Annotated in this window: 14 protein-coding genes; 5 read left to right on the top strand and 9 right to left on the bottom strand. The window is 71.2% G+C overall.

Features of this window, described 5'->3' with window-relative positions; genetic code table 11:
- Nucleotides 1-101: 101 nt before the first annotated feature.
- The 5 genes from tuf to BOQ63_RS26545 all read right to left on the bottom strand — a co-directional run bounded on the left by tuf (nt 102) and on the right by BOQ63_RS26545 (nt 5,450).
- Nucleotides 102-1,295: an elongation factor Tu gene (gene tuf, locus BOQ63_RS26565; RefSeq protein WP_030280743.1), complete on the bottom strand. Its 1,194-nt coding sequence runs from the start codon at nt 1,293-1,295 to the stop codon at nt 102-104.
- A 196-nt stretch (nt 1,296-1,491) separates the two neighbouring features.
- Entirely contained in the window at nt 1,492-3,597 is a 2,106-nt protein-coding gene (gene fusA / locus BOQ63_RS26560; protein WP_030280740.1) for an elongation factor G, read from the bottom strand.
- A gap of 39 nt (nt 3,598-3,636) precedes the next feature.
- The gene (gene rpsG, locus BOQ63_RS26555) at nt 3,637-4,107 is read right to left on the bottom strand and encodes a 30S ribosomal protein S7 (protein WP_030055803.1); all 471 of its coding nucleotides are present in this window, start codon (nt 4,105-4,107) and stop codon (nt 3,637-3,639) included.
- A 2-nt stretch (nt 4,108-4,109) separates the two neighbouring features.
- Entirely contained in the window at nt 4,110-4,481 is a 372-nt protein-coding gene (rpsL, locus tag BOQ63_RS26550; protein ID WP_014144289.1) for a 30S ribosomal protein S12, read from the bottom strand.
- A 429-nt stretch (nt 4,482-4,910) separates the two neighbouring features.
- A complete protein-coding gene (locus tag BOQ63_RS26545) occupies nt 4,911-5,450 on the bottom strand; it encodes a DUF1707 and DUF4190 domain-containing protein (RefSeq protein WP_305953110.1) in 540 nt (179 codons plus the stop codon).
- Between the two features lie 215 nt (nt 5,451-5,665).
- Here BOQ63_RS26545 and BOQ63_RS26540 point away from each other — a divergent pair, with 215 nt between their 5' ends.
- From BOQ63_RS26540 to BOQ63_RS26530, 3 genes are all read left to right on the top strand, one after another.
- Complete coding sequence (locus BOQ63_RS26540; RefSeq protein WP_030553963.1) at nt 5,666-6,475, top strand: ABC transporter ATP-binding protein; 810 nt, start codon at nt 5,666-5,668, stop codon at nt 6,473-6,475.
- Nucleotides 6,472-8,106 carry a hypothetical protein gene (locus BOQ63_RS26535; protein ID WP_079183767.1) on the top strand — a complete coding sequence of 545 codons (1,635 nt, stop codon included), beginning with the start codon at nt 6,472-6,474 and terminating at the stop codon, nt 8,104-8,106. The genes BOQ63_RS26540 and BOQ63_RS26535 overlap by 4 nt, the downstream gene beginning before the upstream one ends.
- 83 nt (nt 8,107-8,189) lie before the next feature.
- Nucleotides 8,190-9,464: a DUF2786 domain-containing protein gene (locus tag BOQ63_RS26530; RefSeq protein WP_051746691.1), complete on the top strand. Its 1,275-nt coding sequence runs from the start codon at nt 8,190-8,192 to the stop codon at nt 9,462-9,464.
- A gap of 87 nt (nt 9,465-9,551) precedes the next feature.
- Here BOQ63_RS26530 and BOQ63_RS26525 read toward each other — a convergent pair whose 3' ends face one another.
- On the bottom strand, nt 9,552-10,220 hold the full coding sequence (locus tag BOQ63_RS26525) for a zinc ribbon domain-containing protein (RefSeq protein WP_167395782.1): 669 nt from the start codon (nt 10,218-10,220) through the stop codon (nt 9,552-9,554).
- Between the two features lie 137 nt (nt 10,221-10,357).
- On the opposite strand from BOQ63_RS26525, the gene BOQ63_RS26520 reads away from it, so the two are divergent.
- Nucleotides 10,358-11,470: an ADP-ribosylglycohydrolase family protein gene (locus tag BOQ63_RS26520; RefSeq protein WP_037828677.1), complete on the top strand. Its 1,113-nt coding sequence runs from the start codon at nt 10,358-10,360 to the stop codon at nt 11,468-11,470.
- An 18-nt stretch (nt 11,471-11,488) separates the two neighbouring features.
- Here the strand turns inward: BOQ63_RS26520 and BOQ63_RS26515 are convergent, their stop codons facing one another.
- Entirely contained in the window at nt 11,489-12,796 is a 1,308-nt protein-coding gene (locus tag BOQ63_RS26515) for a serpin family protein (RefSeq protein ID WP_072655082.1), read from the bottom strand.
- A 246-nt stretch (nt 12,797-13,042) separates the two neighbouring features.
- Here BOQ63_RS26515 and BOQ63_RS26510 point away from each other — a divergent pair, with 246 nt between their 5' ends.
- Nucleotides 13,043-13,294 carry a hypothetical protein gene (locus tag BOQ63_RS26510; RefSeq protein WP_072655081.1) on the top strand — a complete coding sequence of 84 codons (252 nt, stop codon included), beginning with the start codon at nt 13,043-13,045 and terminating at the stop codon, nt 13,292-13,294.
- A 120-nt stretch (nt 13,295-13,414) separates the two neighbouring features.
- Here the strand turns inward: BOQ63_RS26510 and BOQ63_RS26505 are convergent, their stop codons facing one another.
- Together BOQ63_RS26505 and BOQ63_RS26500 are read right to left on the bottom strand one after the other, a co-directional pair.
- The gene (locus BOQ63_RS26505; protein WP_030280720.1) at nt 13,415-14,413 is read right to left on the bottom strand and encodes an ADP-ribosylglycohydrolase family protein; all 999 of its coding nucleotides are present in this window, start codon (nt 14,411-14,413) and stop codon (nt 13,415-13,417) included.
- A 22-nt stretch (nt 14,414-14,435) separates the two neighbouring features.
- A complete protein-coding gene (locus tag BOQ63_RS26500) occupies nt 14,436-15,650 on the bottom strand; it encodes a cytochrome P450 (RefSeq protein WP_030280718.1) in 1,215 nt (404 codons plus the stop codon).
- Nucleotides 15,651-15,681 lie beyond the last annotated feature (31 nt).

Raw genomic sequence — 15,681 nt, 5'->3', positions numbered from 1 at the left:
CCAGGTGAGCGCCGGGTTGGACGCCGAAGGGCCCCACGCACCGCGAGGTGCGTGGGGCCCTTCGGACGAGCCTGACGGGGCAGGCAGGTCAGAGCGTCGAATTACTTGACGATCTTGGTGACCTGGCCGGCGCCGACGGTACGGCCACCCTCACGGATGGCGAACTTCAGGCCCTCCTCCATGGCGACGGGCTGGATCAGCGCGACGGTCATGGCGGTGTTGTCGCCCGGCATGACCATCTCGGTGCCCTCGGGGAGGGTCACGACGCCGGTCACGTCCGTGGTACGGAAGTAGAACTGCGGGCGGTAGTTGTTGAAGAACGGGGTGTGGCGGCCACCCTCGTCCTTCGACAGGATGTAGGCCTGGGCCTCGAAGTCGGTGTGCGGGGTAACCGAACCCGGCTTGATGATGACCTGGCCGCGCTCGACGTCCTCGCGCTTGATGCCACGGAGCAGCAGACCGACGTTCTCACCGGCCTGGCCCTCGTCGAGCAGCTTGCGGAACATCTCGATGCCGGTGACCGTGGTGGTGGTCTTCTCGGTCTTGATGCCGATGATGTCGACGGTCTCGTTGACCTTGAGGATGCCGCGCTCGATACGACCGGTGACGACGGTGCCACGACCGGTGATCGTGAAGACGTCCTCGATCGGCATCAGGAACGGCTGGTCCACGGCGCGGGCCGGGGTGGGGATGTTCTCGTCGACCGCGTGCATGAGGCCGAGGAGCTTCTCGCCCCACTCCTTGTCGCCCTCGAGGGCCTTCAGGGCGGAGACGCGGACGACCGGCAGGTCGTCGCCCGGGAACTCGTACTCCGAGAGGAGCTCGCGGACCTCGAGCTCGACGAGCTCCAGGATCTCCTCGTCGTCCACCATGTCGGCCTTGTTCAGGGCGACGACGATGTACGGAACGCCGACCTGGCGGGCCAGGAGGACGTGCTCCTTGGTCTGCGGCATCGGGCCGTCGGTGGCGGCGACCACCAGGATGGCGCCGTCCATCTGGGCGGCACCGGTGATCATGTTCTTGATGTAGTCAGCGTGACCCGGGCAGTCGACGTGGGCGTAGTGACGCGCCTCGGTCTGGTACTCGACGTGCGCGATCGAGATGGTGATACCGCGCTGACGCTCCTCCGGGGCCTTGTCGATCTGGTCGAACGGCGTGAAGGGGTTGATCTCCGGGTACGCGTCGTGCAGCACCTTGGTGATGGCCGCGGTCAGCGTGGTCTTGCCGTGGTCGATGTGACCGATGGTGCCGATGTTGACGTGGGGCTTCGTCCGCTCGAACTTCGCCTTGGCCACTGAGTCCTCCTGAGGACAGTTCCTGTACGCCGTGCTGACGTCAGTTGGTCTTTGATACGGGCCCGGCCCGGGTGCCCGGGGCACCTCGCGCCGTCCCGTGGGTGGGGGGCCGGAGGGCCCGGGAGGATCCGGACGGATCCTCCCGGGTCGCCTCCTAATAGCCTAAGGGGTGTGAATCATCCCGAATATCGGGACGTCACTCGCCCTTCGACTTGGCGATGATCTCCTCAGCCACGGCCTTGGGGACCTCGGCGTACGAGTCGAACTGCATCGAGTAGCTCGCGCGACCAGAGGTCTTGCTGCGCAGGTCACCGACGTAGCCGAACATCTCGGAGAGGGGCACCAGCGCCGTGACGACGCGGGCACCGTGACGCTCGTCCATGGACCGGATCTGGCCACGGCGAGAGTTGATGTCGCCGATCACGTCGCCCATGTAGTCCTCGGGCGTGGTGACCTCGACGGCCATCATCGGCTCGAGGAGGACCGGCTTGGCCTTCCGCGCGCCTTCCTTGAAGGCCATCGAACCGGCGATCTTGAACGCGAGCTCGGAGGAGTCGACGTCGTGCGACTGGCCGTCGAGCAGCTTCACGCGGACGCCCTGGAGCGGGTAGCCGGCGAGGACACCGAACTCCATGGCCTCCTGGCAACCGGCGTCGACCGACGGGATGTACTCGCGCGGGACGCGGCCACCGGTGACCAGGTTGACGAACTCGTAGCCCTCGGCCTGCTCGAGCGGCTCGATCGCGATCTGCACCTTGGCGAACTGACCGGAACCACCGGTCTGCTTCTTGTGGGTGTAGTCGATGCGCTCGACGGCCTGACGGATCGTCTCGCGGTACGCGACCTGCGGCTTGCCGACGTTGGCCTCGACCTTGAACTCACGGCGCATACGGTCGACGAGCACCTCGAGGTGCAGCTCGCCCATACCCGCGATGATGGTCTGGCCGGTCTCCTCGTCCGTGTTGACCTGGAAGGACGGGTCCTCCTCGGCGAGACGCTGGATGGCGACACCCAGCTTCTCCTGGTCACCCTTGGACTTGGGCTCGATGGCGACGCGGATGACCGGGGCCGGGAAGTCCATGGACTCCAGGATGACCGGGTTCTTCTCGTCGGCCAGCGTCTCACCGGTGGTGGTCTGCTTCAGGCCCATGACGGCGACGATGTCGCCGGCGCCCACCGACTCGATCTCCTCACGCTTGTTCGCGTGCATGCGGTAGATCTTGCCGATGCGCTCCTTCTTGCCCTTGACGGCGTTCAGCACCGAGGTGCCGGACTCCAGGCGGCCGGAGTAGATCCGGACGAAGGTGAGCTTGCCCAGGTGCGGGTCGGACATGATCTTGAACGCCAGCGCGGCCAGCGGCTCGTCGTCCGAGGCCTTGCGGGAGATCTTGGTGTCCGGGTCGTTGGGCTTGGTGCCCTCGATGGACTCGATGTCCAGCGGCGACGGCAGGTACTTGACGACCGCGTCGAGCAGGGGCTGAACGCCCTTGTTCTTGAAGGCGGTGCCGCAGAAGATCGGGGTGAAGTCCGAGTTCAGGGTGCCCTTGCGGATCGCGTCCTGCAGCAGCTCGACCGGGATCTCGGCCTCTTCGAGGGCGAGCTCCATGATCTCGTCGCTGACGTTCGACACGGTGTCGATCAGCTGGGTGCGGTACTCGTCCGCCTGCTCCTGCAGCTCGGCCGGGATGTCGACGACGTCGTACATCTCGCCCTTGGCGGCCTCGGCCGACCAGACCAGAGCCTTCATGCGGACCAGGTCGACGACGCCCTGGAAGTCCGCCTCGGCACCGATCGGCAGCTGCATCACCAGCGGGGTGGCGCCGAGGCGCTCCACGATGGTGTCGACGCAGAAGAAGAAGTTCGCGCCCGTGCGGTCCAGCTTGTTGATGAAGCAGATCCGCGGGACGCCGTAGCGGTCAGCCTGCCGCCACACGGTCTCGGACTGGGGCTCGACACCGGCGACACCGTCGAACACCGTGACGGCACCGTCGAGGACGCGCAGCGAGCGCTCCACCTCGACGGTGAAGTCGACGTGACCCGGGGTGTCGATGATGTTGATGGTGTTGTCGACGCCGTCGACCGTCCAGTGGCAGGTCGTCGCGGCCGACGTGATCGTGATGCCGCGCTCCTGCTCCTGCTCCATCCAGTCCATGGTGGCAGCGCCGTCGTGGACTTCACCGATCTTGTACGAGACACCGGTGTAGAACAGGATCCGCTCGGTGGTGGTGGTCTTGCCCGCGTCGATGTGCGCCATGATCCCGATGTTGCGGACCCTGGCGAGGTCAAGGGAGGTTGCAGCCATGGTGGCTCGTTCTCTCTCTGTCTAGTGACGGGGTACGGACTACCAGCGGTAGTGCGCGAAGGCCTTGTTGGACTCGGCCATCTTGTGGGTGTCCTCGCGACGCTTCACGGAAGCGCCCAGGCCGTTGCTGGCGTCGAGGATCTCGTTCATCAGGCGCTCGGTCATGGTCTTCTCGCGACGGGCGCGCGAGTAACCGACCATCCAGCGCAGCGCCAGGGTGCTGGCGCGGCCCGGACGGACCTCGACCGGAACCTGGTAGGTCGCGCCACCGACACGGCGGGACTTGACCTCGAGGGCCGGCTTGACGTTCTCCAGCGCACGCTTCAGCGTGACGACCGGGTCCGAGCCGGTCTTCTCACGGACGCCCTCGAGGGCGCCGTACACGATCCGCTCGGCGGTGGAGCGCTTGCCGTGCAGCAGGATCTTGTTGACCAGCTGGGTGACGACCGGGGAGCCGTAGACCGGGTCGATGATGACCGGGCGCTTCGGGGCGGGGCCCTTACGAGGCATTCTTACTTCTCCTTCTTGGCGCCGTAGCGGCTGCGGGCCTGCTTGCGGTTCTTGACACCCTGGGTGTCGAGCGAACCGCGGATGATCTTGTAGCGGACACCAGGAAGGTCCTTCACACGACCACCGCGAACCAGCACGATGGAGTGCTCCTGCAGGTTGTGGCCCTCGCCCGGGATGTAAGCGGTGACCTCGATCCCGCTGGTGAGGCGCACACGGGCGACCTTGCGGAGAGCCGAGTTCGGCTTCTTCGGGGTGGTCGTGTACACACGCGTGCAGACCCCACGGCGCTGCGGGGAACCCTTCAGCGCGGGAGTCTTGTTCTTCTCGACCTTGTCCTGCCGGCCCTTTCGGACCAGCTGCTGGATCGTAGGCACCGTTTCTCCGTTTTCTGTGTGCCAAGGCTTGGTGGAACTAACCTGCGGTGTCTCCCTCGCACACGACCCCGTGGTCGACCCACGCGGTCGGGTGTGTTGGGCTCTTCCGTCACGGAATCCCATGGCTGATGTACAGCGACGGCGCTCTACGCGCGGTGCGCTGGAGGGCGCTCCGGCTCGGCGCGGCGACCGGTGTGCATGCACGCACAAGGACCCGGGGACACCCCAGGCACAAGGTCAGAGCGTACCTAGCGCATGGGGCTCGGTCAAAACAAATGCAACGCCGCAGGTCGCGGCCTCCGCCCGGGTGTCGCCCCGGTGTCCCGTACGCGACCGGCCGGTGTCGGACCGCCCTCCACCCGCTCTACCACAGTCGCCGGGTGCCCGCCAGCGGAGCGGCGGACGGGGCGGCGGCGGGAGCAGCGGACGCTACGCGATGGCCAGCAAGAACATCAGGGACCAGAAGGCGGCGCCCAGGTAGCCGAGCACCAGGCCGAGGACGGCCGCCCAGTCGCCGTCCATGTTGCGCTCGCGGATCTGGGACCGGGCGGTGTGGCCGGTGATCAGCGCGGGCACCACCGGCAGCACCAGGAAGCCGGTGAGGCCGCACACCAGGGAGACCACCGCCAGCACGTTGGTGGGCCGGGCCTGCGGTACCGGCGGCGGCACCAGGAAGGTCGCCGGAACCGCCTGCGCGGACTGCAGCGGCGCCGCCATCGGCCCGCTCGGCAGGTCCGCCACCAGCGCGGCCAGTTCGCCGTAGGTCACCGCCCGGGCCGCGGCCTCGTGGCGCTGCTCGTACTCCTGGACGGACAGCCGCCCCTCCGCGAACCCGGCCTTCAGCACGTCCACCGTCCGGTCCCGGTCCGCGTGGCTCGCCCGCATCGCCGCCTGAGGCGGCGGACCGGACTGCCAGCCGGCGGCCTGCCGATGGGCAGGACCGGGCTCACCCCACGGTTGAACGGACATCCGCCACCTCCCCGGCAGCGCGGCACCCCGCGCGCTCACTGCTCCTCATAGTGCAGGACGAACAAGGGAACTGAGTAGTTGCGGGATCGGACCGGCGGCCACGCTCAGGGGATGCTCAAAGCGGGCGACAGCCCGTTCGGGCAGTGCCAGGCTGGGCCCGGAGCGTCCGTTCGACCACCCGTTCGTCCACCCACGACCACAGACAGAAGGCCGCCATGCAGGCGTCAGCACCGTCGCCCTCCGAACCCGCCCCCTCGGCCGTCAGCATCCAGGAGCTGTGGAAGCACTTCGGCAGCCAGGCCGCCGTGGCCGGGCTCAGCCTGGAACTGCCCGCCGGGGCGTTCATCGGCCTGGTCGGGCCGAACGGCGCGGGCAAGACCACCACGCTGTCCATGGTCACCGGCCTGCTCCGGCCCGACCAGGGCACCGTGCTGGTGCACGGCACCGACGTGTGGGCCGACCCGGTCACGGTCAAGGCCCGGATCGGCATCCTCCCCGAGGGCCTGCGGATGTTCGAGCGGCTCAGCGGGCGCGAACTGCTCCAGTACACCGGCCGCCTGCGCGGGCTGCCCGCCACCGAGGTGGACCGCCGCACCGAGGAGCTGCTGGCCGTCCTGGACCTCGCCCGGGACGCCGACAAGCTGGTCGCCGACTACTCCACCGGCATGCGCAAGAAGGTCGGCCTGGCCGCCGCACTGCTGCACAACCCCGACGTGCTGTTCCTGGACGAGCCCTTCGAGGGCGTCGACCCGGTCTCCGCCCAGACCATCCGCGGCGTGCTCAAGCGGTACGCGGCGGCCGGCTCCACGGTGGTCTTCTCCAGCCACGTGATGGAACTGGTCGAGCAGCTCTGCGACTGGGTCGCCGTGGTCAACGCGGGCCGGGTGATCGCCCAGGGGCCGCTGGACTCCGTCCGCGGCGGGCGCAGCCTGCACGAGGCCTTCCTGGAGCTGATCGGCGTCCGCGAGGACGACGGCCAGGCGCTCGGCTGGCTCGGCGGCGGGCACTCCGGGAGCGCCCGGTGACCGGGGCGGCGGTGCCCGACGGGCGCACGGTGCCCGACGGGCGCACGGTGGTGCGCGGCCTGGTCGCGCTCAAGCTGCGGCTGCTGCGCAACGGGCTGCGCCGCAGCCCCGGCCGGACCGCGGTGTACGTCGTCGGCGGTGTCCTCGGCCTGGTCGTCGCGGGCTTCACGGCCCTCGGCATGGCGGTGCTCAACGGGCGCTACGCCGGGTCCGGGGACACCGGGGTGGTGCTGCTCGGCGTGCTCACCCTGGGCTGGGCGGCGCTGCCGCTGTTCCTGTTCTCCAGCGACGAGAGCGCCGACCCGACCAGGCTCACCATGCTGCCGCTGCGGCCCGGCCCGCTGCTGCGCGGCTCACTGCTGGCCTCGCTGATCGGGCCCGGTCCGCTGATCAGCCTGGTGCTGGTGACCGGCGCGGTGCTGTCCGGCGCGGTGGGCGGCTCCTCGGCCGCGGCCGCGGTGGTCGGGGTGCCGCTCGCGCTGCTCTGCCTGGTCACGCTCTCCCGTGCGGTCGCGGCCGGGAACGCCCGGATGCTCTCCAGCCGGCGCGGCAAGGACTTCGCGATCTTCGGCGGGCTGGCCTTCGCCCTGCTCGTCCAGGCCGCCAACGTCGGCTCGCAGAGCATCTTCGGCCGGCAGCACGGCAAGGACATCGACCTCAGCCCGCTGAGGCCGATCGCCGCGGTGCTGCGCTGGATCCCGCCGATCAGCGCGGCGGACGCCCCGCGCACCGTCGGCGAGGGCCACTACGCGTTCGGGCTGCTCCAGCTGGCCGCGGCCGGCGCGCTGCTCGTCCTGCTGCTGCGCTGGTGGCGCGGCAGCCTGCAGGAGCTGATGGTCACCGCCGACGCCTCCACCGTGGAGGTGGCGCGCGGGGTGCAGAACACCGGCGGCTGGCGCTTCCTGCCCGAGGGCCGTACCGGCGCGGTGATGCAGCGCCACCTGCGGTACGCCTGGCGCGAGCCGCGGGCCAAGGCCGCGCTGTTCACCAGCGTCGGGATGACGCTGGTGATCTGCGTGCTGTCGGTGATCCAGGGCTGGTCGAGCGTCTACCTGCTGGCGATGACCGGGACCTTCCTCGGACTGCAGATGCTCAACCTGTTCGGCATGGACGGCTCGGCGTTCTGGATGGTCGCCGCCACCCTGCGCACCCCGGCCGATGCCCGGGACGAGCTGCGCGGCCGGGCGTACGCGGTGCTGTCGTACGCCGTCCCGGTCGCGGTGGTGCTCGGGCTGGTGCTGGCCGCCGTCACCGGCGACTGGGCCGGACTGCCGTCCGCGGTCGGCCTGGCGGTGGCGGTGCTCGGCTGCGGCATCGCGCTCGGCTCGGTGTTCAGCGTGCTGGCGCCCTACACCATGCCGGCCGACAGCAATCCGATGCGCAACGCCGCCCCCGGGCAGGGCGGGCTGATCCTGCTCAACCAGTTCGGCTCGATGATCGGTGTCGCGGTGCTCGCCCTGCCGGTCGGCGGCTACCTGTTCTGGGCGCTCGCTTCGGACGGACCGACCTGGCCGCTGCTGCTGCTCGGCCCGCTGTACGGCGGCCTGGTCGCCACCCTGGGCATCCGGCTGGCGGCCGCCCGGCTGCTGGAGCGGATCCCGGAGATCATGGCCAAGGCCATCGAACGGTAGGTCCTGCTCCCGGGCCGCCCGCCCGGCCCCTCCGGCATCATGGGCCGGAGGGGCCGAACCGTCGAGGAGAGCAGGGACACACCGTGGGCAAGCGCGCGCAGCAGGGCGACGGGAACGCCGGGCCGCTGCTGGAGCAGGCGGTGCGGTCGGTGCTCACCGCCCCCGAGGAGGGGCTGGACCTCGCCCTGGACACCGGGGCCTCGCTGCTGGCCGCCTCGGCCGGGCAGTGGCCGGCGGTCAGCCGGGCGCTGCTGGGGTACGCGGACACCGCGGTGGGCCGCTGCTGGTCGGCCGGGTGGCGCCCGGCGGACCTGGTGCGGGTGGTGCGGCGCGGGCTGAAGCCGGTCCACCTGGCGCTCGCGGTGGACCTGATTGCCGCCGAGGCCCGCCGCCACCCCGCCGCGGGCCTGGACCGGCGTTGGCAGGAGCAGCTGCGCGAGCTGGAGGCCGAGGTGTGGTGGCCGTCCGACGAGCAGTACCTCGGGGCCTTCGCCCAACGGCACCGGCTGGACCGCTTCGCGCTCGCCACCGCCGTCCTGGAGCTGCTGCGCAGCTGGGGCCGGCTGCCCCCGATCGCGCCGGTCGGCCCCGCGCCCGGCGCGTCCACGGCGGCGCGTCGCCCCACCGGTCCGGTGACCGGCGAGCCGCGGATGCTGGCCCGGATCCGGGCGCTGCTGGCCAAGGCCGAGTCCACCGAGTACCCGGAGGAGGCCGAGGCGCTGACCGCCAAGGCCCAGCAGCTGATGGCCCAGCACAGCATCGACGAGGCGCTGGTGGCCGCCGCCGCGGCCGACCGGAACACCCCGGCGGCGCTGCGGATCGGCGTGGACAACCCGTACGAGGGCCCCAAGACGATGCTGCTGGACGCCGTCGCGGCGGCGAACCGGTGCCGCGTGGTGTGGGCGAAGGAGTTCGGCTTCTGCACCGTGATCGGCTTCGACGGCGACCTGGACGGTGTCGAACTGCTCTACACCTCGCTGCTGGTGCAGGCCACCCACGCGCTCAACAAGGCCGGCTCCGGCAAGGACTCGCGCAGCAAGGCGTTCCGGCAGTCCTTCCTGGTCGCGTACGCGGCGCGGATCCGCGAACGGCTGACCGCCGCCACCGAACGGACCACCACCGCCGCCGCGGCCGGCCGCCACCTGCGCGAGGACGGCACCGAGGAGCAGCTGCTGCCCGACGCACGGCTGCTGCCCGCACTGGCCGCCCGCTCGGCGGCGGTGGACGAGGAGGTCGGCCGGCTGTTCCCGAAGCTGGTCTCGCAGCGGGTCCGGGTCAGCGACGGCGAGGGCTGGGCCGCCGGGCGGGCCGCGGCCGACCGCGCCGCCCTGCACGGGCGGGGCGAGATCCACAACTGACGGCCCGCCTGATAGAAACGACCCGCCACGAACGAAGGGGGATTCGACTTGACTCCTCCCCCCGCTCGGGGGCGGGGGATTCCTGGCTCACGCTGCCGCGACGTCCGGCGGACGCTGTGGTCTTCCACGATCGACACCAACCGGGTTGAGACCAGCCCGGACGAGCATCACACGCGCGGAGTTCTTGTCCCTGGGGGACGAGACTCCGCACGCGGTGCACGTATAGATCCGTTCGGAGAGGGGGAGGCGGTGCTTAGCTCTCACACCGCAGTGCGCGCAGTCCATCGTGGTGTGCGCGGGGTTGACCAGGTAAACGGTCCGACCGTGCTTGCGGGCCTGCCCGACCAGCGCCGCTTTGGTCGCGCCGATGGCGGCGTCGGCGGCCTTGCGGGCCATCGTGGTACGGCCGAGGAACGTCGGCCGGAAGTCCTCCACTGCCAGCGCCTTGGCGCGGGACTTCGCGAAGTCCCGGACGGTCTGCTGCTGCGGGACCGACGCCCCCTCACGCAGCCACGTCATCGCCCCGCGCGCCTGCGTCAGGAGCTTGTCCAAGTCGGCCGGTCCGCAGCTGCGCTTCGCCTCCGGATCGGCCCGGTTGTGCGGGTGGACCTTACGCGACATGTGCACGCATTCGTTCCACACCCACCGGCACCTACCCCACTCCGCACCCAGCAGCACGGACGCGGTCGACGACACACGCAGGCGGTAGGTGTACCGGGTGTGCCCGGCGTCCTCCGCAACCTGCCGCATCGTCATGACCCACAAGCTAGCCGACCCCACTGACAACGAGAGGGATCAGTACAGATGCGCAGAGAACTCCACCGCTTCGCAGCTCCGCTCCAAGCACCCGTTCCCCTCCCAGCTGAAGCCGGGAGCACCCTGGGAGAAATCCGGTGACGGAGTCGGCGGCGGAGTCGGGATACCGGGACCGGGTGCGCGGTGCGCTGCTCGGCGGCGCCATCGGTGACGCGCTGGGCTGGCCGGTGGAGTTCCAGCAACTGCACCAGATCCAGGACCGGTTCGGGCCTCAGGGCGTGACCTCGCTGCCGGCCGGGAGCGGCCCGGTCGAGGTCACCGACGACACCCAGATGACGCTGTTCACCGCCGAGGGCCTGATCCGCGGCTTCGTCCGCGGCTGGACGGGCGGCGGCGGCTCGGTGCCGGAGGCGGTGCACGGCGCGTACCGGCGCTGGCTGCGGACCCAGTACCAGAGCGCGCCGGACACCGAGCCGCAGCCCCGCCCGTACGACGGCTGGCTGCTGAGCCGGTCGTTCCTGTACGCGCGGCGGGCGCCGGGCAACGCCTGCCTGAGCGGGGTGTCCGAGCACCCGGAGTTCGAGGCGCCGTCCGCGATCGGACGGCCCGGGCCGATCAACCCGGGCTCCAAGGGCTGCGGCACGGTGATGCGCTCGGCGCCGTTCGGGCTGGCCCGGCTCGGCGTGGAGCAGTCCTTCGGGCTGGCCGTGCAGTGCGCCCAGCTCACCCACGGGCACCCGACCGGCTACCTCGCGGCCGGCGCCTTCGCGGCACTGGTCGAGCGGCTGGCGGCCGGGACCGAGCCGTGGGCGGCGGTCGGTGAGACGGTGGAGCAGATCCGCGAGCTGCCGAGCTCCAAGGAGACCGTCCAGGCACTGGCCCGGGCGGTGCGGCTGGCCCAGGAGGCCGAGCCGGTGGCGGAGACGGTGGAGCGGGTCGGGCTCGGCTGGATCGCCGAGGAGTGCCTGGCCATCGCCGTGTACTCGCTGCTGGCGGCCACCCTCGACCCCGACCCGGTGCGCACCGCGCTGCTGCTGTCGGTCAACCACTCCGGGGACAGCGACTCCGCCGGCGCGGTCTGCGGCAACCTGGTCGGGGCCGCGTACGGCGCCTCGGCCCTGCCCGGCGAGTGGGTGCGGGCGATCGAGGGCCGGGCCGAGCTGCTGACGGTCGCGGACGACCTGCTGGTGCTGTTCGGCAGCCGCGACCCGGCCCACCCGGCGCTCGGCGGGCGCTACCCGGCCTGGTGAACAGCCTCGTGAGCGGCCCTACTTCGCCTGCGGGTCGGTGACCTGGCCGAGGAACAGCGGCCGGCCGGTGGAGGTGTCACGGACCAGGAACAGGAACGGCCGGTCGATGTGCAGCTGGGCGGGATCGCGCGGAGCGGGCGCCGCCCCGGCGACGATCCCGACGCCGCTGCCGGCCGCCGCGACCGTGCCCTCCTCGTCGACCTGGACGGTGGCCTTCTGGACGACCGTGCTGACGGCGAGCGGCTCCTTGGCGATGCCGCTGAGGTCGGCGTGGTCGAAGACCGAGTGGACGCCGAGCGAACGCAGCGCGGGGGTGAGCTCGTTGGACGTGTCGAAGTGGAAGCGCGGCAGCTGCAGGTCGACGGGCCGCTCGGCGAGGGCGCCGAGGATCCGGTCGAGCTGGGGCTGGTCCAGTCCCTTGGTGAAGGCCGCGAAGCCGCCCTGCGCGGGGACGATCAGGTCCATCGCCAGGTTGCCGTCCGCGTAAGGGAGTTCGACGGCCTGCCAGGGCTCTCCGACGATCCCGCCGGAGCCGTCGGCGTACTTGAACCCGCCGGTCTGGCTCATCGTCGAGACGTTCGACACGGTGCCGTCGAGCTTGTGGAACGGGCGGTCTTCGGTGTTCGAGGACTTGAACTCGGAGGCCCACTTGGCCTTGAGGTAGAGCGCGTCGGTGAGGACCAGCCGGGTGTCCGGGTTGATCGTCTTCGGGGCGAAGAGGTCCTTGACCCGGCCCTCGGTGGCCTTCTCCACGGCCGCGTTGACCGCCTTGCGGCTGCCTTCGGGGTCCTTCTTGAAGTCGGTGGTGTGCACCCCGGCGTCGAAGGCGGCCGCGAGCGTGGCCAGGTAGTCGGGCTCGACCGGGAAGCCCTGCTGCGTCCAGACCTCGTCGGCCTGGTGCAGGGTGAGCCGGTCGCTGTTCTTCGTCCGCTGGTCGAGCGCGCCGACGGCGAGCGCGTACTGCTTCGGGTCGAGTCCGGTGTGCAGGGCCTTGGCGAGTTCGTCGGCGGTCGCGCCGCGCGCCCCGGGCATCAGCATCCCGAGCACGGTGGCCAGCCCGACGGGCGAGACCACCGTGTTGCGCCCGGCACCGTCCGGCGTCGTGGTGAGAGCGTGCAGGAGGTCGAGCCCGAAGGCGTCGGTGGCCTTGGCGGTGGCGGCCACCTGGGCCGGGTCCACGGCGGGCCGGCTGGCCGGCGCGGAGGCCTTCAGCTCGGTGCCGGTGGCGGCCCCGGTGCTGCCGCAGCCGCTGAGCAGCGGCGCGGCGAGCACGGCGGCGAGGAGCACGGCGGCGCGACGACGGTTTCCGGTGCGGCTGTTCGTCATGGCCCTTCGACGCGGCACCCCGCGATCGGGTTCCGCCTCGGCTACCGAACCACAGGAATCTGACCGCTTCGCCAGTCATCGAGCCGCTTACGGATGCTGGTGACCATGGGTAGCGCGTCCACCTCGTCCGGGTGGAACCAGGCGACTTCGAAGGACTCGTCCGAGGTCCGGAGGGCGCCACCGACAGCCCGTCCCAGGAGACAGATGGATCGTTTGGGCTCTGATGGGCCCGGAAGGTGGTACACGATGAGGCTCGTGGATGCGTCCGTGGAGGCTGCGCCGCACCCGTTTCCCGTAGTGGTGGAGGTCAAGGGGCTCACGGGGCCCGCGCAATTCTCCAAGCTCTCGGACGCGCTGTCGGCGCTCCTCGCCTCGCTGCGGGCGCTGCCGCTCACCGTCGAGCAACTCGACTACTGTTCGGGCCGGACTCCGCGCAGCGCATCGGCCACCGGCTCGCGACGTACGGCGAGGTGCGGTCGCTGGCGTTCCTCGGCCTGACGCCCCACCTGGTCAAGCTGTACCCGGCCGACCCCGGATCACCCCAGTGAAGCGGTGCCGCCGGCGGCCCGGCGGCGCTGTTCCGGCGGATCTTCGGCCGCGAGACCGGGCCTTGACCACTCAGTCCCAGAGGGCGCCGAACTCAAGCAGTTCGTCCCGGTGTTCGATCCGCTCGACCCACTCCTCCGGCCAGACCGCCTCGCCGTGGTACGCGCCGGCGAAGGCGCCGGTCAGGCAGGCGAGGGAGTCGGAGTCGCCGCTGGAGTAGGCGGCCCGGCGGACGGCGGCCACCGGGTCGTCGGGCAGCAGCAGGAAGCAGAGCAAGCCGGTGCCGAAGGCCTCCTCGGCGACCCAGCCCTCGCCGGTGGCCAGGCAGGGGTCGGCTTCCAGGTCCGGTGCGGCGAGCGCGGCCTGCAGCTGGTCGAGGACCTTGAGGCAGTCGTCCCAGCCGCGGGCGAGCACGGCCTGCGGGGAGGCGCCGTACCAGCGCGCGGCGAGGTCGCCGAGCCAGAACTCGTCGTAGCGCTCGCGGCTCGCCAGCGCGTACGCCCGCAGCACCGCGGGCAGTCCGGCGGGCGGGACTCCCTCGGCGAGCTTCCGGACGGCGTAGGCGGTGAGGTCGCTGGCGGCGAGGGCGGTCGGGTGGCCGTGGGTGAGCGCGGACTGCAGCTGGGCGGCGCCGGAGAGCTGCCGGGCGTCCAGCTCGCGGATGAGCCCGATCGGGGCGACCCGCATGTTGGCGCCGCAGCCCTTGGAGCCGACGTCGCTGGCCTGCTGCCAGCGGTACTTCTCGTGGCTGAGCCGCTCGCAGGCGCGCAGGCAGGTCATGCCGGGGGCGCGGTTGTTCTCCGGCGAGCGCCACCAGTCGACGAACTCCTCGCGGACCGGCCGCTCCAGGCGCAACGGGGTCAGGGTCCCGCGCGAGAGGGCGGTGCGCAGGCCGCGGGCGAGGGCGAGCGTCATCTGGGTGTCGTCGGTGACCAACGCCTTCTCCGGCAGCGGGAGCCGCCGCCAGTCGGGCTCGACGGCGGCGATCTCCTCGACGCTCTTGAACTCGGTCACCCGGCCGATCGCGTCGCCGATCGCCAGTCCCAGCAGCGCCCCTGTCGCCTTGCCCACGGCGGTTCCCCCCTCTTCGTGGTCAGACCTCGACCAGCAGTTCCTTGAGCCCTCGGATCACGTAGCCCGGGTTCCACTCGGGCTCGCGGACCAGCCGCAGGCCCGGGGCCCGACGCAGCAGCGCGCCGAAGGACTCGGTGAGCTCCAGTCTGGCAAGCGGCGCGCCCAGGCAGAAGTGGATTCCGGCGCCGAAGGTGATGTGCGGGTTGTCGGTGCGGCCGAGGTCGAGGCGGTCGGGGTCGGCGAAGCGCTCCGGGTCGCGGTTGGCGGAGCCGAAGAGCAGGGCGATCTCCGCGCCGCGCGGGACGGTGACGCCGCGAACCTCGATGTCCTCCAGCACCCAGCGCTCGAACATCTGCAGCGGGGTGTCCCAGCGCATCAGTTCCTCGACGGCGGTGGGCAGCAGCCCGTCCACGTCGCCGCGCAGCCGGGCGAGTTCGCCGGGGTTGCGGAACAGTGCCCACCAGCCGTTGCCGGTGGTGTTGACGGTCGCCTCGTGGCCGGCGTTGAGCAGTAGCACGCAGGTGGAGACCATCTCCTGCTCGCTGAGCGCGTCGGAGCCCTCCTGGGCCTGGATCAGCGCGCTGATCAGGTCCTCACCCGGGTTCGCCCGGCGCTCGCGGATCAGGGCGCGCAGGTAGTCGGAGAACTCGGTGCTCGCGGTGACGGCGCGGCGGGCGACCTCCTCGCTCGGGTTGAGCTCGAACATCCCGGTGATGTCGGCCGACCAGGGGCGCAGCAGATGCCGGTCCCCCTCCGGCACGCCGAGCATCTCGGCGATCACGGCGACCGGCAGCGGCTCGGCGACGGCGGCGATCAGGTCTCCGCCGCCGGCCGCGAGCAGCCCGTCGACCAGTTCGCCCGCGAGGCGCTGGACGGTGGGCCGCAGCCCCTCGACCATGCGCGGGGTGAAGGCCTTGGAGACCAGGCGGCGGATCCGTGTGTGGTCGGGCGCCTCCAGGTCGAGCAGCCCGTGGTCGTTGAGGGTGTGGAAGGGCTCGTGCGCCGGGTCGGGCTCGGGGCGGCCGAACTCCTGGTGGCTGAACCGGTGGGTGTAGGTGCGGCCGAGCCGCCGATCGCGCAGCAGGGCGCTGACGTCCTCGTGGCGCGAGACGAGCCACTGGTTCGTCGGCTCGTGGTACGTCACCGGCGCGTGCTCGCGCAGTTCGGCGTACACGTCGTACGGGTGGGCCACGAACGCCGCCGACCAGGGGTCGAACTTCGCCGTCGTCGTCATCGCTCGATCACTCCAGGCCGTGAGGGGGGAG

The organism is Streptomyces viridifaciens (assembly GCF_001888885.2).
Lineage (GTDB): Bacteria > Actinomycetota > Actinomycetes > Streptomycetales > Streptomycetaceae > Kitasatospora > Kitasatospora aureofaciens.
This window is presented reverse-complemented; position numbering and strand designations above follow the sequence as displayed.